This window comes from Pontiella agarivorans (genome assembly GCF_034531395.1).
Classification (GTDB): Bacteria; Verrucomicrobiota; Kiritimatiellia; order Kiritimatiellales; family Pontiellaceae; genus Pontiella; species Pontiella agarivorans.
The window spans coordinates 859,913-879,669 of sequence record NZ_JARVCO010000012.1; the positions used below are offsets into that span (position 1 = coordinate 859,913).

The 19,757-nt window shown below is 50.7% G+C and carries 14 protein-coding genes; all 14 read left to right on the forward strand.

What is annotated here, in order from left to right; all coding sequences use genetic code 11:
* Positions 1 to 11: 11 nt before the first annotated feature.
* On the forward strand, positions 12 to 1,832 hold the full coding sequence (locus P9H32_RS16485) for a right-handed parallel beta-helix repeat-containing protein (protein WP_322610017.1): 1,821 nt from the start codon (positions 12 to 14) through the stop codon (positions 1,830 to 1,832).
* Between the two features lie 71 nt (positions 1,833 to 1,903).
* Complete coding sequence (locus P9H32_RS16490) at positions 1,904 to 2,299, forward strand: chitobiase/beta-hexosaminidase C-terminal domain-containing protein (RefSeq protein WP_322610018.1); 396 nt, start codon at positions 1,904 to 1,906, stop codon at positions 2,297 to 2,299.
* A gap of 465 nt (positions 2,300 to 2,764) precedes the next feature.
* On the forward strand, positions 2,765 to 3,118 hold the full coding sequence (locus P9H32_RS16495; protein ID WP_322610019.1) for a glycoside hydrolase family 20 zincin-like fold domain-containing protein: 354 nt from the start codon (positions 2,765 to 2,767) through the stop codon (positions 3,116 to 3,118).
* Positions 3,088 to 5,385, forward strand: a complete 2,298-nt coding sequence (locus P9H32_RS16500; protein ID WP_322610020.1) for a hypothetical protein — start codon at positions 3,088 to 3,090, stop codon at positions 5,383 to 5,385. Before P9H32_RS16495 ends, P9H32_RS16500 begins: the two co-directional genes overlap by 31 nt.
* Positions 5,386 to 5,798: 413 nt before the next feature.
* Positions 5,799 to 6,020 carry a hypothetical protein gene (locus P9H32_RS16505; RefSeq protein WP_322610021.1) on the forward strand — a complete coding sequence of 74 codons (222 nt, stop codon included), beginning with the start codon at positions 5,799 to 5,801 and terminating at the stop codon, positions 6,018 to 6,020.
* Complete coding sequence (locus P9H32_RS16510; RefSeq protein WP_322610022.1) at positions 5,968 to 6,255, forward strand: hypothetical protein; 288 nt, start codon at positions 5,968 to 5,970, stop codon at positions 6,253 to 6,255. The genes P9H32_RS16505 and P9H32_RS16510 overlap by 53 nt, the downstream gene beginning before the upstream one ends.
* Positions 6,256 to 6,679: 424 nt before the next feature.
* Positions 6,680 to 8,095, forward strand: coding sequence for a sulfatase (locus P9H32_RS16515; protein WP_322610023.1), 1,416 nt, complete (start codon positions 6,680 to 6,682; stop codon positions 8,093 to 8,095).
* A gap of 15 nt (positions 8,096 to 8,110) precedes the next feature.
* Positions 8,111 to 9,595 (forward strand): alkaline phosphatase D family protein, encoded by a 1,485-nt coding sequence (locus P9H32_RS16520; protein ID WP_322610024.1) that lies wholly within the window; start codon positions 8,111 to 8,113, stop codon positions 9,593 to 9,595.
* Positions 9,596 to 9,607: 12 nt separating this feature from the next.
* Positions 9,608 to 11,176: an arylsulfatase gene (locus P9H32_RS16525; RefSeq protein WP_322610025.1), complete on the forward strand. Its 1,569-nt coding sequence runs from the start codon at positions 9,608 to 9,610 to the stop codon at positions 11,174 to 11,176.
* Between the two features lie 117 nt (positions 11,177 to 11,293).
* The gene (locus tag P9H32_RS16530; RefSeq protein WP_322610026.1) at positions 11,294 to 12,967 is read left to right on the forward strand and encodes a hypothetical protein; all 1,674 of its coding nucleotides are present in this window, start codon (positions 11,294 to 11,296) and stop codon (positions 12,965 to 12,967) included.
* Between the two features lie 169 nt (positions 12,968 to 13,136).
* Positions 13,137 to 14,819 (forward strand): hypothetical protein, encoded by a 1,683-nt coding sequence (locus tag P9H32_RS16535; protein ID WP_322610027.1) that lies wholly within the window; start codon positions 13,137 to 13,139, stop codon positions 14,817 to 14,819.
* Between the two features lie 144 nt (positions 14,820 to 14,963).
* On the forward strand, positions 14,964 to 16,505 hold the full coding sequence (locus P9H32_RS16540) for an arylsulfatase (protein ID WP_322610028.1): 1,542 nt from the start codon (positions 14,964 to 14,966) through the stop codon (positions 16,503 to 16,505).
* A gap of 77 nt (positions 16,506 to 16,582) precedes the next feature.
* Positions 16,583 to 18,124 (forward strand): arylsulfatase, encoded by a 1,542-nt coding sequence (locus P9H32_RS16545; RefSeq protein ID WP_322610029.1) that lies wholly within the window; start codon positions 16,583 to 16,585, stop codon positions 18,122 to 18,124.
* Between the two features lie 82 nt (positions 18,125 to 18,206).
* A complete protein-coding gene (locus P9H32_RS16550; protein ID WP_322610030.1) occupies positions 18,207 to 19,757 on the forward strand; it encodes a sulfatase family protein in 1,551 nt (516 codons plus the stop codon).

The window sequence follows — 19,757 nt, forward strand, 5'->3', positions numbered from 1 at the left end:
GGAAAAACGAGATGAGAACTTTTTTCGGAGTCGGTTGTCTTCTGGTGATTTGCGCCGGAAGTGTATTGGCACGAACCGTTAATGTGGAAGATCACGGGATTGTACCAGGGCAGGATGTAACGTTTAAAGTGAATCAGCTTCTGGAAGAACTTCAGGGAGAAAAAGGGGTGACCCTTTATTTTCCTAAAGGGCGTTATGAGTTTAAACCGGAAAATGCAATCGAGAAATATAGAGCCGTGACCAACCACGACAACAGCCTGAAACGAATTGCTTTTCCATTGTATGGGTTTGAAGACTTTACCCTTGATGGCGGGGAATCCACGTTCCTGTTTTATGGACGTATCTGTCCGGTGATCGTCGAGAATTCAAAAAATATCATGCTGAAAAATTTCAGTATTGACTGGGATACACCGTTTCATCACGAGCTGACCGTTGTTGAACGTGATGAAAAGAACAATACCTTCGTGGCAGAAGTCAGCCCGATGAAGCACGGCTTCAAAGTACAGGGCGGTAAACTGCTGCTGGGGCACTATGGTTGGGAAGATGAGCTGGGGCAGAATATTCCGTACGACCCGAAGACAGGTGCGCCTTATTGGGATACACGCAGGTATGGCCTGAAATACAGAGGGGCGAAGGCCGCCAACGTTGGAGAAAACAGAGTGCGGCTTCAGGACGCCACACGCCTTGCTCCTCCGCTGGGTGCCGTATTATGCGCTTGGGGGAACTCTCCGAACCGGTTGGCGCAGTCTATTCATCTGGGCAATTCTCTGAATACAACGATTGAGAATGTAACGGTCTATGCCGGCGGTGGTATGGGACTGATTGCGGAACGATGCGAAAATATTCATCTCAATAAATTTGTTGTAACTTCAGCGGAAGGCCGAACACTTTCTGCACGTGCGGATGCAACTCATTTTCTCGGCTGTAAGGGGCTCATTCATGTGGAAAACTGTCTGCTGGAGCATATGGGAGATGATGGAATCAATGTGCATGGTGCTTATGTGAAGGTCGTTGAGTACATGGGTGATAACACATTTCTCTGTGAAATCAGTCATCGACAACAGAAAGGGCTGATCTTCTGTGAACCGGGCGACAAGGTGATGCTTACGTCACGTAAAAATGTTCAGCCTCTTTATGAGTCGACCGTTACCGCTACTCGAATTCTGAATGAATCCCGCTTTTTGATGACGGTGGATATGATGCCGGAAACGTATCCGGAAGGTCCGTTATCGTTTGAAAACCTGACCTGGTATCCGGACGTCATCATGAAAAAATGTATTGTGCGGGAAAACCGTGCCCGCAGTGTTCTGATTTCGACGAAAGGTAAAGTCCTGCTCGAAGATAACTGGTTTTCTTCTCAGATGCACGGAGTGCTGATCGAGGGAGATAACAAGTCCTGGTATGAATCCGGCGGAGTTCGGGATGTGACGATCAATAACAATACATTTGTGAATCACGGGTATGGAAATGGGCAGGGTTACCCTCTCTACGCCGCACCCATGCTGCTGCCGGAGCAGACGCTGGGCGACGACCAATATCACTGGAATATCCGGTTCACGAATAACAGGATCAAAAATTTTAACGGCCATCTGGTACATGCGAAATCTGTTAAGAACCTGATCGTTGAAGAGAACACGGTAGAAGTCGATAATACGTATCCGAGCAGTTCCGGGCTGCCGGCAGTCGCTTTGGATTTCTGCAAAGATGTACGAGTGAAAAACAACAGTTTTGCCGGATTCGAATTCCCCATCCGAATAGAGAGCAAAGGCGGAACCACTGGATTGAAAGTTGAACATAATACCGGTCTCGATTCTGGTACGCTGAATAAATAAATTACTCCCCCATGCTCGAACCGTATAGGCGCATCTAGAGGGGAGATATCTTCATTGGTGAAAAGAAACTGGTGTACTCAGATCTGGTGAGTATCGATGTCCAGCTGCTTCCGCTTCGGGGTAAAGCACCTAAAGCGAATGTTGATATCTATTATACCGTGGACGGGACAGAGCCGACGGCGGAGTCGACGCGTTATGCGGGCACATTTCCTGTAACGTTGGGCACTATGGTAAAAGCACTGGTCGTCCTCGACGGTCTGCCCGTATTGAATCTCGATGAGCGCTTTGCGGCGGGCGAAGGGTTTGTCTGGAAAAGCAGTGTGAAAGCATCCGAGATACCGGCCGGAGAGCAGGCTGAACGCGCAGTCTTTACGGGAGCTGTAAGGGAAGGGAAAGCACATGGCCGAATCTTTCGGGGAGAAGGTTATATTCGTTTTACAGGTGAGGCGGATGCTTCTGTTCAGTAGTGCGATGAAAACGACGGTCCCTCCGGTGCATCGGAACTGGTCATCCGTTATGGCGGAGTGGTGAAGGGTGAAAAGGGGCATCGCATTAAAGTGCTTGCAAATGGGCGGGTTTATAATACTTCACTGGTTCCCCGAGTTTCTGCTGTTGTTATCGCAGGCGCGGATTTGCTGGTGATGCCGTTGGCTCTGTTGGGACTGATGTACCTTTCGAGCCGCAAAGAACTTTTAGGGTAACACCGGCGGAATAAAGCCGGCTGGATTTCGCTTGCGCTGATCGCCTGCTTTTCACTCTTCATGAGTTCGCAGTCATTACTGGGTTTGTTCAGCGATATTGCGGCGGTGGCGGGTAAATAATTTTGGCGGATCGGTTCGTACTACAAGATCTATATTTGGATGGCGGGGCGGTCGTCTGATATTTTGAAGCATCTGACAGACGGGCCGCTTAACTTGAGAATAGAGGGATATATGAAACAAATTTTAAAAAAGATAATTCTGGGCTGTCTGTTGCTTTGTAGCGTGGGATGTGCAAAAGAGGACGTTCGGATTGTTGTACCGGAAAATGCTGGTCCGATTGAACAGATTGCGGCGGCGGAACTAGCGGAGGCGCTGGGAGAGTTGTATCCGAAGAAGCGCTTTACGATTTCTTCGCGAGCAGGGTCTAGGCAGACGATTTTGTTAGCGGCGGACGGTTCTGGCGAAGCTGAAGGGTATGTGGTTTCTCATGATGGCAACACCGCGCGCATTATCGGAGCCGATCCGCAGGGCATGATGTATGCGTCTGCGGAATATTGGAAAAGCTGGGCTACGGCCTGTTTATGAGCGGCGACGCGAAGCCGTTGTCGAAGTCGGGTGCGTTTAGTTTCGATGGCTGGGAGTTGGAAAACTATCCGACAACGCCGGTGCGTATCAGCTTTAACTGGCATAACTTTTTGTTCAGCTGCAGCACATGGGATCTTGAGGACTGGGAGGAGTGGATCGCGCAGTCGCAGAAGTCCGGATTCAATACGGTGATGGTGCATGCTTATGGCAATAACCCGATGTTTTCCTATGCATTTAATGGTCAGGAAAAACCGGTCGGCGAGTTGGCATCGACACGTTCCGGGCGTGATTGGGCAGTCAATCATGTGAACGACGTACGCCTAATGCAGGGCAGTGAGCTGTTTGATCAGGACTTTTTCGGAAGCGAAGCGGTGGTGGACGAGAGCGGTTCGCAGTCGGAAACGGTGAAAGCAATGATGGGGAAGGCGTTTGAATATGCCGATCAACGCGGCGTGGATGTGAATATTGCGATCGATATCGATATGCCACCATGCTTACCGCAGAATTTGATTACGACGTTGAATGAGGCTGATCGTTTCCTAATCGACTATGCAGGGCGTCCGCGAATGAAGGTGCCGGCGGCCAGGCTGTGGGTGGCTCGTCCGGATACGGCCGAAGGCTACACGTTTTATAAAGCACAGTGCGATGCTCTCTTAAAAGCGTATCCGCAGGTAGATATGATTACGTTGTGGCGTCGGGGTGACAAATCACCGTTATTGAATGTAAAGCTGGAGGAGTATCCGGCGAAGTGGCAGGCGGAATATAAAGCGTATGTAACGGAGCATCCCAAGGTCGCCAAACAGTTCCAGTCGGTCGGCTTGTTTGGTATTGCAAAGATGTATGCGGCTTGGAAGCGCGCACTGAAAGAGGCTGGGCGGGAAGATATTACGCTGGCGATGGGGAGCTGGAATGATAAATGGATACCAGTAGCGGTTGAATTTTTACCGCACGATACGCCACTGATTGCATTGGATTCACGCATTTTGCGCGGAACCGGATTCATGAACAGCTATGAACGACTGAAGGGGTTGGGGGATTTGATTGGACCCGAACGTTTTATTCCTGTGATCTGGTCGCACCACGATGATGGCGCGTATATCGGCTCACCGCTTGATTTTGTGCAGGATCTTTCAGCCCGCCTGCAGACTTGTATGGCCGGAGGTTTCGGGATTATTCACTGGATGACGCACCCGCTTGATCCGTACTACACGGCGCATAGCCGTCAAACCTGGTCGGCCACGAAAAATGAATCACAGTCGGAATCGTGTGCTTTTGTCGCACGGAATTGGTTCGGCGCGGCGAATGAAACCGTAATGGGGGAATATCTCGATAAATGGGTCGACGGTATGCCGGCGTTTGCGCGTGAGACGGATGAATATTTTATCGGCCATGAAATCGGGCACGATCTGTCGAAGGTGAAATCGGGCTATGAAGAGCGGTTGGCTTTGCTGCAAAAGGCGAACGTTTCCGCAATGTCGGAGTCGCAGCGTAAGCAATATGCATTTTTTAAGGAGTACGAGCTGTTTGTGTTGGAAGTCTATCAGACGCTGGCTGGGTATGAGCAGGCGACCAATGCATTGGCACAGGCGCAGTTCGATCAGGCGCGCGAAATCGTACGGGGTTTGAACCCGGAAAAGGTAGTCGCGGATTATGCGTCGGCGGTGAAAAAATGCGGAGCGACGAAAGGCGAGATGGGGCTGCTGGTTTCTATGAATACGCGTTGGATTCCGCATTTTGTCCGCTTGCGCCAGCAGTTAGGGCTAGATGCGATTCGCTATAACTTCGGTCCGACGGATCATGAACTCATGGCGCAGGCGCGCGGTCAATTGACGTTCCATTATGAGGCGGATAAAGCGGTCTGGCAGACGTTCGGAGCCGAAGAAACCGGTGCAGAAGTTTTTGAAACGTCAACAGATGGAGTCTTTCAATATGGAGTGATGAGTGATCAGCCAATGACACTGATGGTTTCGCCGATTCTTTCTTTTGGGTGCAGTCCGGCTACGACGGTGTTTGACGAGTTTAAGCCGGAACCCGTTTCGGCGGGTAATTATAAGCTGTCCTTGCTGTTTAATACACCTGTCGATAGCGACATGCAGTTGGATGTACGAGTTGGCGGAAAATTAGTGGTCAGCGAGCACGTTTCTGTACAGCCGGAAGAGCCGCTGAAATGGGATGCGCCCGTGACGCTATCTGACTCCGAAATAGTAAGCGTCATATTGAATCCGGTTAAGGGCCATGCCGTTGTTTGTGGGTTGGTATTGAAGTAATGGGCGTTCCTCGTCTGTGCTTCCCGTAAAAAGGAGGCGAAACGCAGTTCATACCCATCAAAAGTCTGGCAGGCGAGCCGTGCAAAATTCGGCCCGGCCTAAATGGTAAGGTGAAGGTTTCCGGAGCACGCGATTTCTGCTAGAAGGTGCTACGATCGAAGGTGTTTCAATTGGACCTCAAGAAAAGAGAGGAAGCCATTTTATGGAGTGGCGATCAGCCACCAGCCTGTGTGATTCGATAGGGTTTCGCTTCTAAATAGATGCGTCTGTAGTGTGAATAATAACCGAAAGAGATGGGGCGATGTTGATATGAGAATAGGGTATGTGGCTGTATTGGCAGCAAGTTTGATTTTGACCGGTGTTCAGGCATAGGGGTAGAGAAGCATCTGTTAATTTTGCCGGGGCTGTCGACTATGGAGAGACTGGATCCAAATCTTTCTTTCACGCCCACCGTGGAGGCGGAGTTCGGTGCCGCAAACGTGGCTGTGGTGTATGATGCGCAGGGCGGCCAGCCAATCCGGGAATGGTATAAGCAGTGGACGCCGTTGCAGGGGGATGAGCCGAAAGCGACGGGGAAATTGTATGCATCGTTTGATGCAAAAAGTGCGTCTGGCTATGGAAGAGAGAAGCTTTAATACGATGACCGTTGTCCGAATGCAGGGCGAGGCGGATGCCAAGGAACATGGCGAGGTATATGCGGCAAGTTTGATAGGTTTGTATGTGCTGTTGCAGGCAGACCCGGGCCGGGATGATGTTCGTTTTGTAATCGGTCGTTTGAGAGATCATGACTCGCAGGGCACAAAGTATCCCGCATTGGTCGATTGTACGACAGGCTCAGATGCAGGTGGCGGATTCAAATCCAGAGTTTGATTGGGTATCGTCGGATGACTTAAACGACGGCATCAATGCCCGCGGGAAGATGATCAGGAATAATCTGCACTACTCCGTCGACGGGTATAGGGTGTTCGGCAAACGTTTAGCGGATAAGTCTATCGAATTGATAGGTAAGTAGCCGCATAAATAGCGCGATCTGTTGGAATGAAATGTCACGTGATCTGAGTCATATAACCGGCGCTTTACTCCAGCGGAATGCCTTTCTATAGAAATTAGGAAGGCAATAGAGGCATTTATTGTCTTGTTATTACTACAATATCCGTACTTCGCATCCTTTGGGGAGGGTGGCTATTCTCATGTTCTTTAGATGGTCATGAATTGGAGTTATAAGACGCATTAATGATCTATAGCGTAGTCGTTGAGTTGATGATTACGGGTAATCGAAGGGAAGGGTTGATAGATGAAAAATAATAGTGTCGAAGTAGTCATGTTGTGTATGGCTTTATGCTGGAGCGTTAGTTCTGCGGAAAGCCGAAGTGAAGTTAAGGATGCTAAAGCGCCCCCCAACGTACTCTTTATCGCCGTGGATGACCTAAATGATTATCCAACCTATGCGGAGCGTTACCCGGATGCGATTACGCCCAATCTGGATCGGTTGGCGAAACAGGGGGTGGTTTTTGAAAAGGCGTATTGTCAGTGGCCCACCTGCGGCCCGTCGCGCAACAGCGTTATGTCCGGATTGCTGCCGACCACTGTGGCTGGGAAGGAAAAATGGGTGGATGAAGATCTGCAGAAGCGCACCCGGGAATTGGGGACCAAACTGGTGCATGAATATTTTTCCGAGCATGGTTATACAACGCTGGCCGTTGGGAAGCTGTGTCATGATCATGTCCCGGAAGGAAGCGTGGATGAAAGTGGCGGGCGTGGGTCTTTTACTGCGGGATTGGGTCGCATGTGTAAGAATTATGGCCCTGCGGGTACCAGCACCGATTGGTTTGCCGTCGATAAACCGGATGAAGAATTCCCTGACTACGAAGCAGCGAGCTGGGCGATTAATCAGCTTCAGAAAGAGCAAAAAAATCCATTTATGCTGATGGTCGGATTTATTCGTCCGCACGTTCCCTGGTATGTAAATAAGAAGTGGTTCGATCTCTATGATCCGGCTGAACTTACCCTGCCTCCCTACAAGGCGGACGATTTAGATGATGTTCCGCCGGCTTCAGTAGCTGTAAATATTCACAAAAATATGCCGCGAACCCAGTGGGCGATTGAGAACAACCAGTGGCGGAATATTCTGCATGCCTATCTGGCGTCGGTTAGTTTTATGGACCACCAGCTGGGCCGTATTCTGGATGCGCTGGAGGCGAGCCCGTACAAGGATAACACCGTTATTGTTCTATGGTCGGACCATGGCTATCACATGGGCGAAAAAAACAGTTTTCAGAAGCACTCCTTGTGGGATCGCGCCGGGCATGTTCCACTGTTGTTTGCCGGTACAGGCATTGAGAAAGAAAAAAGATGCGGCCGAGTGGTCAGCCTGCTGGATATCTACCCCACGCTGCTGGAGTTGTGCGGACTTCCGGAAAACCCGAAAAACGAAGGCCGAAGTTTGGTGCCGTTGCTGAATGATCCGAAAAGAGAATGGCCGTACCCGGCGCTGACAGCTTGGCGGGAAAACTGCTTTGCCCTTCAGGCAGAACGTTACCGCTACATGCGGTATAAAGATGGTTCTGAAGAGCTGTATGACCATCAGAATGATCCGAACGAATGGACCAACCTTGCTGAAAATCCGGAATTTACCACCGTTAAGGTGGAGCTGCAGGCACAGCTGGATGCCCTTGAGATTAAGGGCGAAGTAACGAGGTGGGGAAAATAATTTCAAGGGAGACGCATGGTGAATAGAAAAAGTTTTATTGTAAGCATGGGCGGTGTTTCTGTGCTGGGAGCCTTGCCGGTATGGGCGAAAGGTACGAGCACAAAACTGGACCATAAATTCCTGAAGGGGCCTGGGCTGGACGCGTCTATGGCCATCTTGAATTTGTGGGGAGAGGCAGCGCCCAATAAGCAGAAGATGTTGAGCCTTGCGTTTGCTTATTTAAACGAGGCGCCTGATGGTTCTTTTTCCGGACTGATGCAGCAACCGGAGTTTGTTGCACTGTGTCGTGCGTCTGGAATCACTCATTTGGGCGGGCCGATGCTGGGCGGCATTTCAGAAACCGGAGCCCGTGTCTGGATTCGAACGCTTAGACCTTCCAGCGTAAGTGTGGAAATTAATGGAATGCGCTTTGGGCCGGTATCCAGCACGGAAGAGAGTGACTTGACGGCCGTCGTGGTTATTACGGGATTAAAACCGGGGAAGGAATATTCCTATCGCGTGTTGATTGATGATCAGCCGATTCGTACCGACTCTAGCACTACGATTCGAACGGTGCCCGTCGATCACGCTGCCACCCGTATAGCCTTCGGAAGTTGCTGGCATCGGTGGGGCATTGGCCATCCTCAGATGGATGTGATTCGCTCTCGTAAACCGGTGGCTATGCTGATGATCGGTGATATCGCTCTGCAGGATCGACTCGGACACTTAGGCTTGCAGCGTCATGATGTGCTGTTGAGAGATTTGGCTCCGCGCTGGCAACGGTTTGTATCGGAAATTCCGGGATTTGCATCCTGGGATGACCATGATTACGGAGCGAACGATCTCTCGGGCATCAGTCCAGAGTTCAGCGTTGAAGACCAGGCGAATACGCGGCGGGTGTTTACTCAGTCGTGGGTGAATCCTTCTTACGGAAGCGAATCAGACTCGCGTGGTATTTTTATGAGGACACGGATTGGTCCGGCGGACGTAATACTGACCGACAACCGGACCTTTAGGCGTGCAAAGAACGAGAAATATGCGTTTCTGGGCGAAGAGCAAATGGCGTGGCTCAAGGAACAGCTGCTCGACTGCAAAGGCCCCTTCATTATTCTTTCCTGTGGCACCATGTGGACCGATTTTGTTTCCAATGGAAAGGATTCGTGGGGAGCATTCGATCCTCAAGGGCGCGAGGAGCTTTTCAGCTTCATCGAAGAGCAGGGGATAAAAGGAGTGCTCTTAATCTCCGGAGATCGCCACGGTGCCCGCGGGTTCACCATTCCGCGCAAGAACGGATTTAAGTTTTACGAGTTCGGCGCGGCGAGTCTCGGCGGGCGAAGAGGTCCGCCGGCGACGAATCCGAATTGGACGACTCAGCTGTATGGCATTATGGGGAGATTTGCGTTCAGTGAATTCGAGTTCAATACCACGCTGCCCGATCCGGAAGTTACCTATCGGTTGCTCGATGAAGTTGGGAATCCGATCTATCGCCTCACATTGACCCGTAGCCAATTAACCCCATAGCATAGAGTATTTATGAAAAAGTTTTTTATCCGAGGTGTATTCGTAATTTTATTACTTATCGCAAGTTATACGGCGTTTGGTAAAGCGAATAAGCGTGCTGAAGGACGGCCTAATATTGTTCTCATCATGGTTGATGATATGGGGTATTCTGATATCGGCTGTTACGGGGGGGAAATCGAAACACCGAATCTCGATCGCTTAGCGGCGAACGGCATTCGGTACTCTGAGTTCTATAATACCTCGAAGTGCAATACCTCACGTGAATCCCTGCTGATGGGCCGCTATGTGAACCGGGTCAGCGAGCATAAAAACTTCAGTTCCGGACCGACGCTTGGGGAACTGGCTCAACAGGCCGGGTACCGTACGCTTTGGGCGGGGAAAAATCACAACAGCATTCGTCCGCCGGAGCGTGGGTTCGATCGGTTTTTCGGTATACAGGGGGGACTGTCTAACTTTTTCTGTCCGGCTCGAAAAACGGCGGATGGGCGTCCGGTTCCGTATACCGGGACAAGCGTCAACGAGTGGATGGTTCATGATGAGTGGGTAGAATTGTTTGTCCCGACCGATCCCGAGTTTTATGTGACCGATGCCATTACCGATAACGCGTTGCTATGGCTGAAGGAATACAGCGGGGAAGATAAACCGTTCTTTCTCTATCTCGCTTACACAGCGCCCCACGCCCCATTGCAGGCGAGGGAGCAAGACATTAAAAAATATGAGGGCCGCTATGATGTCGGTTATCAGGAAATTCGAAAACAACGTTATAAGCGCGCCGTGAAGGATGGTGTGTTCAACCCGGAAACCGCGCCGTTTCATCCGCAAAAGATTACTCAATGGGATTCGCTTTCTCCTGAGGAAAAGGAGCTGGAGGCTGACCGGATGGAGGTGTATGCCGCGATGATTGATCGGGTGGATCAGAATGTCGGACGGGTTCTATCTGAGCTGGAAGTTCGGGGTGAGCTGGACAATACGCTGATTCTGTTTATGTCCGATAACGGGGCAAATGGTTCGAGAGGCGACGAGTATAAAGATTATTATACCCCGACGGGAAACGAGCAGCTGGGAGGCATGTTCAGCTGGGAGTTTCTGGGTAAAAACTGGGCAATGGTCGCTAACAGCCCGTTGGGCTATTACAAGAAAACCAGTCACGAAGGTGGCGTCTGCTCGCCGATGATTGCGTATTGGCCCGAGGGGATACCCCTCAAAAACGGTTGGGTTCATGAGCCTGCGCATCTGGTCGATATTATGAGTACCCTGCTGGATCTGACAGATCTGCGGTACCCATCGGAATTTAACGGGGAGCCGGCCAAACCAAATGAAGGGATTAGCCTGCTGCCATCCTTTAGGGGCGAGCCTCTGGCGGTGCGTAAACATAAAATCGGTAACGATTATAAGTTCGGCAAGATGATCCGCGACGGAAAATGGAAGTTGGTGCAGTACAAGGAGCTGGGGTGGGAATTGTACGATATGGAGAAGGACCGCACGGAAACCCGTGATCTGGCTGAACAAATGCCTGAAAAGGTTGCGGCCATGAAGCAGGCATTTTCGATGTGGGAGCAGAACTGCAAAGCCGGTTTGTGAGTTTGAATTAGGGGATCTTAACAGCTGAAGCAATTTTACGCGTTTGGCTTTGTGCAATGCTTTTCCTGTGAGGGAACTCTTGTGAGAGAAAAACTACGTTCACTGAAGGAAATTGTTATGTTGAATAGAATAGGAATTATCGCATTGGGACTGCTCTGCGCATCTGTGCAGGCGCAGTTCGGCGTTCCGGAAGGTGAAACGCTTGTTTTTGGCGGGCAGTTTATGGATCGGTTTGAGCCGGTTCCGATTTTGTCGCCGCTGACGTCGGATACGTGGGGTGCGGACAATGTGGTTCCCCGCGATATTTCGAATGGGATTGAGCATCCTGAGTGGTCGTATTTCGGCGGCAAGATTATCAAGGGTGAGGACGGGAAGTATCATATGTTCCCCGCCCGGTGGTCAGAGGATAATAAACGCGGGCATCGCGCCTGGATGTATTCACAAATCGTACATGCCGTTTCTGAAAATCCATTGGGGCCGTATAAGGTGATTGAGAGACTCGGGCCGGGTGTTAATCCGTCCGTCTATCAACGGGCTGATGGTGTATATGTGGTTTATGCCTTTATTCGTACCGAAGGCAAAGCGCAGAACTATTACTATCGCGCAAAGACGTTGGACGGGCCCTGGACGATCAATACATACGAAGAAGATTTGCGAGGGGCGCGGTGTTACGCTCACGCCGCGAATTGCGCCTTCGCTATGCGCGAAGACGGTTCTTTTTTGAAGGTGGATAAAAAGGGCACGATGTCTTTCAGCAAAACCGGAACGACCAAGTGGTATGCGGTCGGAACGGGGTCGGTTTATCCGCCTCGGCAGGACGAAACCACTAAATATGAAGATCCCGCGCTTTGGTATGACGGGATTCAATATCACATGATTACGCATGATTATAATCATTGGGAGGGCTTTTACCTGCGGTCTAAAGACGGCGTACATTGGGTTTCCGAGCCCGGCTTGGGCTATGGGCGCGCAAAGTGTATTTATGAGGATGGAACCGAAACCGAGTGGTGGCGCTATGAGCGTGTGATGGTGTTGCAGGACGACCTGGGTCGTGCGATGCAGATTAACTTTGCGGCGCTGGATGTGGATAAAGATACCGAAAAGGGCAACGACAATCACAACTCAAAAAATGTCTGCATTCCGATGACCGTCGGTCGTCAGCTGGAGGTTTTGAATACCGAGGCGATCACTGCTGATACGCGCGAGATTCGCGTGAAGGTTAAAGCGGAAGACGGCTTTGAGCCGCATAAGGACATGGATCTGAAATCGCTCCGTTTCGGTGCGGCACAGGAGATCAATTTCGGGCACGGATGTCAGGTGATCCGAACAGAAAAATCCGGCGAAGATCTGGTTGTGTTTTTTGATGGAAAAGGTAACGGATTCAACCCGGAAAATTTTGCAGGTAAATTGCTCGGAAAGACGACCGCAGGCAACCTGCTGTTCGGCTGGTCGCATCTGCCGGGCGTGACCTATATAGAACCGATCTTATCGGCGATTCCGCCCGTACTGAAAGCGACCGATGGCGGGGCACTGATTGAAGTGGATGTCAGCAATTTCGGTCAGGTGGCATCCGATGAAACGGCGGTCATTGAGGTGTATGTGGATGGAGTCATGAGAGCTTCGTCCTCGGTTCCTGCACTCAAGCCGTTTGAAACGAAAACTGTAACGGTGGCTGGGGACTTCCCATGTGAGGTAGGTGCAAAATATTCTGTGATCACAAAGCTGATTGTAGATCAGCGTGTCCAGGAGGAATTCAAGTCCTCGGTGTCGGCCGGTTGCAGCTGCCCGTAATGTGGAACCATTGAGGATGGGCTGCTTCCCCTCGGGGCAGCCCAAATTTTGACTTTCTGCGGGGAGACTCCGCAATCTTTGTGTTAGCGCAGAATGCCGGTTATCAGAAGCCTGAGCAGGAATCTTCCTTTGTGGGGCCACATGCTGGATGAATGGAAAAGGAAATAAGATGAAAAAGAGTATGGGAGTTATCGCATTGGGACTGTTCTGCGCAGCTGCGCAATCGCAGGTCGGCGTGCCGGAAGGGGAAACACTTGTTTTTGGCGGGCAGTTTACGGATCGGTTTGAGCCGGTTCCAATCATTGGAGAGCTGACATCAGATACCTGGGGCGCGGAGAATGTTCTGCCGCGCGATCTATCGAATGGAATTGAGGATCCGGATTGGTCGTATTGGGGCGGTAAAATCCTGAAGGGGGACGATGGGAAATATCACATGTTTCCCTGCCGCTGGTCAGAGGATAACAAGCGTGGGCATCGCGCGTGGATGCACTCGCAAATCGTGCATGCGGTCTCTGAAAATCCGCTGGGTCCTTATGAGGTGATTGAAAGACTCGGGCCGGGGCATAATCCGGCGGCCTATCGGCAAGCCGATGGTTCGTATGTTGTTTATGCTTTTATTCGCACTGAAGGCAGAGCGTTGACTTATTACTACCGTGCGAAAAATCTGGGAGATCCGTGGGTGATCAATGCTTATGAATATGATCTGCGCGGGCGTCCGGCCTATTTGCATGCATCTAATTTTGGGATTACGCGACGTGAGGATGGTGCCTGTCTAGCGGTGGACAAAAAGGGTAGTATGCTGATCAGTCAAACGGGCACCACTAAGTGGTATGCCATTGGAACGGGACCGGTGTTTCCCCCTCGTCAGGACGAAACCACCAAATATGAGGATCCTGCTCTTTGGTATGATGGTATTCAGTATCATATGCTGACGCATGATTATAATCATTGGGAAGCGTACTATCTGCGTTCTAAAGACGGGGTGAAGTGGGTGCGGGAGCCGGGTCTGGGCTATGGGAGCGCGAAGTGTCTCTATGAGGATGGAACCGAAAATGAGTGGTGGCGCTATGAGCGGGTGCAGGTGTTGCAGGATGATCTGGGCCGTGCAATGCAGATTAACTTTGCGGCGCTCGATGTGGATAAAGACACCGAAAAAGGCAACGACAACCACAACTCGAAAAACGTATGTATACCCATGACCGTCGGGCGTCAGTTGGAGGTGTTGAATTCAGATACGATCACTGCTGATACGGACGAAATCAAAGTGAAAATAAAAGCCGAAGATGGGTTTAATCCGCATAAAGATATAGATATTGAATCGCTGCATTTCGGGGCAGCCCAAGAAGTCAACTTCGGGCGCGGATGTAAAATAACCGGTACGGAGAAGGACGGCCGGGATCTCATTCTGATTTTTGATGCAAAGGGGCACGGCTTCACTGCCGATAATTTTGCCGGGAAGCTTTTGGGCAAGACCTCGACGGGGAAGCTGTTGTTTGGGTGGTCACATCTGCCGGACGTTGAATATATCGAACCCATTCTCTCTGCCGAAGTTCCGGTATTGAGAGTGGGTGAGGCGGGAACGTTATTTGAGGTGAAAATCAGTAACTTTGGTCAGGTGGCCTCAAGTGATCAGGCGGAGCTGGAAGTTTTGATTCATGGAGAAAGCGTTGGGACGGTTTCTGTTCCAGTGTTAAAACCTTTTGACGCGACGACGGTGACGGTGGAGAGCTCAAAGCACTGTGAGGTATCAAAATTATACAGCATTAGCACCAAGCTTACCGATCGAGGTCGTGTTCAGGAAGTTTTCAACTCCAAGGTAACGGCTGGATGTCGATGCCTGGAAGGGCACTAGGCATACGTGATGCAGCTGCCGTTGACAGATAGGACTCATTCGTAGGGGCTAACGTCTGACTACCTAACTACAACATCCGTACATTGCTTGTTTTCGGTTTTCCTGAATATTGTTCAATTCAGATTTGAACTGAAGGAGATGGAAATGAAGCGGGTGCTAATAGTGTTTTTGGGGCTATTCCTGAATGCAGCTGTACTGATGGCAGGGATGAAGCCCAATATTCTTCTGATTATGGTGGATGATATGGGGTATTCCGATATCGGGTGTTACGGCGGTGAAATTGAAACGCCGAATCTGGACCGTCTGGCAGCGAATGGGTTGCGCTACTCGCAGTTTTATAATACCTCAAAGTGCAACACATCGCGGGAGGCATTGTTAAGCGGACGTTACGTTACGCGGGTGACAGAGCATAAGAATTTTGCCGTTGGACCGACGTTGGGCGAGCTGGCACAGCAAGCAGGCTATCGTACCCTGATGGCTGGAAAGAATCATAATAAGATTCGCCCCACCGAACGCGGTTTTGATCGCTTCTTCGGTTTGCAGGGGGGACTGTCAAACTTCTTCTGTCCGGCTCGGGAAACGGCGGATGGTCGTCCGTTGCCGTATTCGAGTACGAGCCTGGTGGAGTGGATGGTTGATGACCAATGGGTGGAGCCCTTTGTTCCACAAGACCCTGAGTTTTATGTGACCGATGCGATTACGGATAATGGGATCCAATGGTTGAAGGAGTATGAGGGCGAGGAAAAACCGTTTCTGCTCTATCTGGCCTACACAGCACCGCACTATCCCATTCAAGCTCGGGCCGAGGATGTTGCTAAATATGACGGCCGCTATGATGCGGGCTATCAGGTGATTCAAAACCAGCGCTATGAACGTATGATCGGGCTGGGGGTGATCGATCCGGAGACCTCGCCACTGCACCCGCAGAAAAAAAAACAATGGGATTCGTTGTCCGCGGAAGAGCAACAACAGGAAGCGAACCGTATGGAAGTGCATGCGGCGATGGTTGATCGGGTGGATCAGAATATCGGCCGAGTGCTCGACGAATTGGCCGCGCAGGGCAAGCTGGAAAATACTCTGATCCTGTTTCTGTCAGATAACGGGGCGGAGCGGGTCTATATCAAACCGGATAAAGACGCCTATCAGCCGAATGGCAGGGAGGTGCAGGGCGGGGCGTTTACATGGGATGCAATTGGCCAACAGTGGGCCTATGTGGCGAATACCCCGCTGGGTTATTTTAAAAAAACAAGTCATGAGGGCGGCATCCGTACGCCCATGATTGCGTATTGGCCTAAGGGAATTAAAAAAACAAATCGCTGGTGCCGTGAGCCGGCTCACCTCGTGGATATAATGGCCACTTTTCTCGACCTTTCGGACCTTAACTACCCGGAACAGTTCAATGGCAGACCTGCTAAGCCGATTGAGGGGATTAGTCTGGTTCCGTCTTTTTCGGAAGAAGAGTTGCCGAGCCGCGAATACAAGATCGGCAATGACTATAAGTTCGGGAAAATGATCCGCGACGGAAAATGGAAACTGGTTAAGTACAAGGATGATCCATGGGAATTATACGACATGTCGACAGATAATACCGAAACCAAAAATTTAGCTCAACAAATGCCCGAGAAGGTCTCGGAGATGAAAAAGACCTATGCTCAGTGGGAACAAAACTGTCAGTCAGGACTGTGAAATAACGTATAGAGGGATACATGTTCTGTTCCTGCGAAGGAGTGCTTGCTTTCCCTTAATTGAACGGAGAATGAAATATGAAACGTGGATTGATCGCTTTATGCGGTATGGTCTTGGTTGCTGTAAATGCCATCGCGAACGATAAACCAAATATTATCCTGATTTTTGCAGATGACCTGGGGCCGGGCATGCTGAGCTGCTATGGGCAACAGATTGTAACGACGCCGCACATTGACAGGCTCGCTGACGAGGGAATTTCATTTGAAAACTATTATGGCGGTGTCTTCTGCGCGCCCGCACGCTGGACGCTGCTAACCGGCATGCACGACGGCCGAATCGGCGGCTTTAAGCATACCCGTGCCGGTCTTCCTATTAAACGGGATGCCGGGGAGATTTCGGAAAAGGAATATCAAAAGCAGCTTGAAGAGTTGAAAGCCAATGCTCACCCCATTGCAGATAATGAAGTGTTTCTGGCCCAGGTGGCACAAGAAGCGGGCTATAAAACAGCCCAGTTCGGCAAATTGGATCGCGGATTCCTGACGTGGCATGAGCGGGTGAAGCGTTTTGGGTGGGACTTTTATGAGGGCTTGTATGATCATGTCCGTTGCCACGGGTTTTATCCGCCCTACATCTGGCGCAATGGTGAAAAGGTGGAACTCGAAGGCAACCCGTACCCGAATTGTGGAAAAGCCAGTCAGGACGGCATGGACGAGCCGGTTGGCAAGTTCGGAGAAACCTATTGTCCGGATGTGTTTGTTGAAAGCATGCTGGATTATATCCGGGAGCATGGAGAGGCCATTCGTTCGGGCAAGGACTTGAAACCGTTCTTTATCTATCATCCGACCCAGTTACCGCATGGGCCATCAGCTGTTCCGGCCATTCATCCGGATTATGTGGATGATAGGCGGCTCGACCTGTCTGAGAAAAAATATGCCACAATGGTTAAAATTCTGGATAACCACGTGGGACAGATTCTTGACGAACTGAAAAAACAGGGGCTGGATGACAATACCGTGGTCTTTTTTGCCTCAGATAACGGCCATGAAATGTATTCCGGCCCGTTTATTGATTACAAGAAGCAGAAAACACCTGACGGCAGGAAATATAATCTGACCGACAACAAGTTCCGAACATCGGAAGTGGATGATGTATTTAATGGAGCAGGAGGCAGGGCGGGGCTGAAACGTTCCGGTTATCAGGGTGGTATCCAGTGTGTAATGATGGCGCGGTGGCCGGGCAGCATTCCGAAGGGAAGAACGACGGATCTTCTGACGGCACATTATGATTTTATGGCAACCGTGGCGGATATTGGCGGGGTGGACGCTCCTGAGGGCAAGGACGGGATTTCCTACCTGCCAACCTTGTTGGGAAAACCGCAGACCACCACGCATGATTATGTGGTGGTGGCCAATACCTGGAAAATTATGGGCGGTAGTTCTATTATGACTTCCGACGGATGGAAACTGATTCAGGACAATAAGACCGGTGAATTCCAACTCTACCATATTGCGGAAGATAACGAGGAACGGAACGAACTGTCAGCCAAGTATCCCGAACGAGTGGAGCAGATGAAAAAAAATCTGCTTCGAGAACTCAACTCCGAGCGCCCTGACCTATGATCAAATTGGAGATCGGAGACAAGAGCGAATTTAAGGAGACGCTGATTAAATTGGCGAATAGAGGTTTGATAGAGGTTCCGGCATGAAACTTGATCGAATAAAACAGGGATTGTTGATGGTGTCGGGGGCCTTGCTGTTAGGGACTTCTCAGGCGGCAGAACAACCGAATGTGGTTATCATTTACGGGGACGATGTCGGATACGGTGATGTTGGCGCATATGGGTCGAGACTTATCCCCACGCCAAATATTGACCGGTTGGCTGCAGAGGGACTGCGCTTTACGGATGGACACAGTTCGGCGGCCACCTGCTCGCCTTCGCGGTATTCTATGCTAACCGGTGTGCATGCTTTCAGGGACGGAGTTTCAATTCTCGGACCAACGGCCGGACTCTCCGTTTCAACCTTGGATCTGACGCTGCCGAAGCTGTTTCGGCAGGCGGGGTACCGCACGGGCATCGTGGGCAAGTGGCACCTGGGACTTGGTGAGAATGAAGGTTCGCTGGATTGGAACGGGGCCGTGAAGCCGGGGCCGTTGGAAGTCGGGTTTGATTCATCGTTTCTGTTGCCGATTACGAATGACCGGGTGCCATGCGTTTATGTGAAGAATCATTATGTAGTGAATTTAAATCCGAATGATCCGCTGGTGGTGAGTCGAAGCCTGAAGGAAATTCGGAAGGTTAAAGGGAGTACGCAATATCCGGACGGGCGGTCTAATCCTGAAGCAATGAATGTTCTGAAAACTGAATTCCGACATAACGACACGGTCATTCACGGCATTGGACGGAACGGATACATGGCTGGAGGAAAATCGGCTCTGTGGGATGATGAGACCATGGGCGATGTCTTGGTTGAAAAGGCGCAGGCCTTTCTGTGGGAAAAATCGGACAAGCCGTTCTTTCTGTTTTTCTCCACGCATGACATTCACACACCGCGCATGCCAGCCAAACGCTTCTGCGGGACAACGACGTTGAGCGCACGAGGCGATGCGATGGTTCAGTTTGATTGGGCGACGGGACAGATTATGAAAACGCTGGCGGACATGGGGGTTGCGGATGACACGATTGTCATTTTTTCGAGTGATAACGGCCCTGTTTACCAGGATGCATACGTTGACGGTTCTAAGCACCGGGATGAAATCGGTGAGGTGGATCGCGGACACGATGCATCGGGAATATGGAGAAACGGGAAATATTCGATATACGAGGGTGGCACCCGGGTTCCGTTGATCATCCGCTGGCCGGGTCGGATTCAACCGGGCGTTTCAGATGCATTGGTTAATCAGATTGATTTCATAGCTTCGTTTGCTTCGCTGTTGAAAATCGATTTAGCGGAGGGAGTAGCACGCGACAGCCGCAATACATTGGATGCCTTCCTTGGTAAATCAGAGCAGGGTCTGCCTTTTATGATTGAAGAGGCTATGCGCGATGGGCGTGCGCTACGGATTGGCGACTGGAAATTCATTGCCGCTAAACAGACAAAGGCGGGGGCATTCATACCGGCGGAACTTTATGACCTGAATTGCGATCCAGGCGAGCTGAATAATCTCATGGATGAGTATCCGGAAAAAGCCGCAGCCATGGCAAAACGATTGAAAGAACTGATGGAAGGCAAGGGTGTAAGATATGCGGAATAA

What these genes read in the sequence shown, in the direction of transcription:
- P9H32_RS16485 (WP_322610017.1), top strand. Translation starts at nt 12, where the DNA reads ATGAGAACTTTTTTCGGAGTCGGTTGTCTTCTGGTGATTTGCGCCGGA.
- P9H32_RS16495 (WP_322610019.1), top strand. Translation starts at nt 2,765, where the DNA reads ATGAAACAAATTTTAAAAAAGATAATTCTGGGCTGTCTGTTGCTTTGT.
- P9H32_RS16505 (WP_322610021.1), top strand. Translation starts at nt 5,799, where the DNA reads ATGGAGAGACTGGATCCAAATCTTTCTTTCACGCCCACCGTGGAGGCG.
- P9H32_RS16510 (WP_322610022.1), top strand. Translation starts at nt 5,968, where the DNA reads ATGCATCGTTTGATGCAAAAAGTGCGTCTGGCTATGGAAGAGAGAAGC.
- P9H32_RS16515 (WP_322610023.1), top strand. Translation starts at nt 6,680, where the DNA reads ATGAAAAATAATAGTGTCGAAGTAGTCATGTTGTGTATGGCTTTATGC.
- P9H32_RS16520 (WP_322610024.1), top strand. Translation starts at nt 8,111, where the DNA reads ATGGTGAATAGAAAAAGTTTTATTGTAAGCATGGGCGGTGTTTCTGTG.
- P9H32_RS16525 (WP_322610025.1), top strand. Translation starts at nt 9,608, where the DNA reads ATGAAAAAGTTTTTTATCCGAGGTGTATTCGTAATTTTATTACTTATC.
- P9H32_RS16530 (WP_322610026.1), top strand. Translation starts at nt 11,294, where the DNA reads ATGTTGAATAGAATAGGAATTATCGCATTGGGACTGCTCTGCGCATCT.
- P9H32_RS16535 (WP_322610027.1), top strand. Translation starts at nt 13,137, where the DNA reads ATGAAAAAGAGTATGGGAGTTATCGCATTGGGACTGTTCTGCGCAGCT.
- P9H32_RS16540 (WP_322610028.1), top strand. Translation starts at nt 14,964, where the DNA reads ATGAAGCGGGTGCTAATAGTGTTTTTGGGGCTATTCCTGAATGCAGCT.
- P9H32_RS16545 (WP_322610029.1), top strand. Translation starts at nt 16,583, where the DNA reads ATGAAACGTGGATTGATCGCTTTATGCGGTATGGTCTTGGTTGCTGTA.
- P9H32_RS16550 (WP_322610030.1), top strand. Translation starts at nt 18,207, where the DNA reads ATGAAACTTGATCGAATAAAACAGGGATTGTTGATGGTGTCGGGGGCC.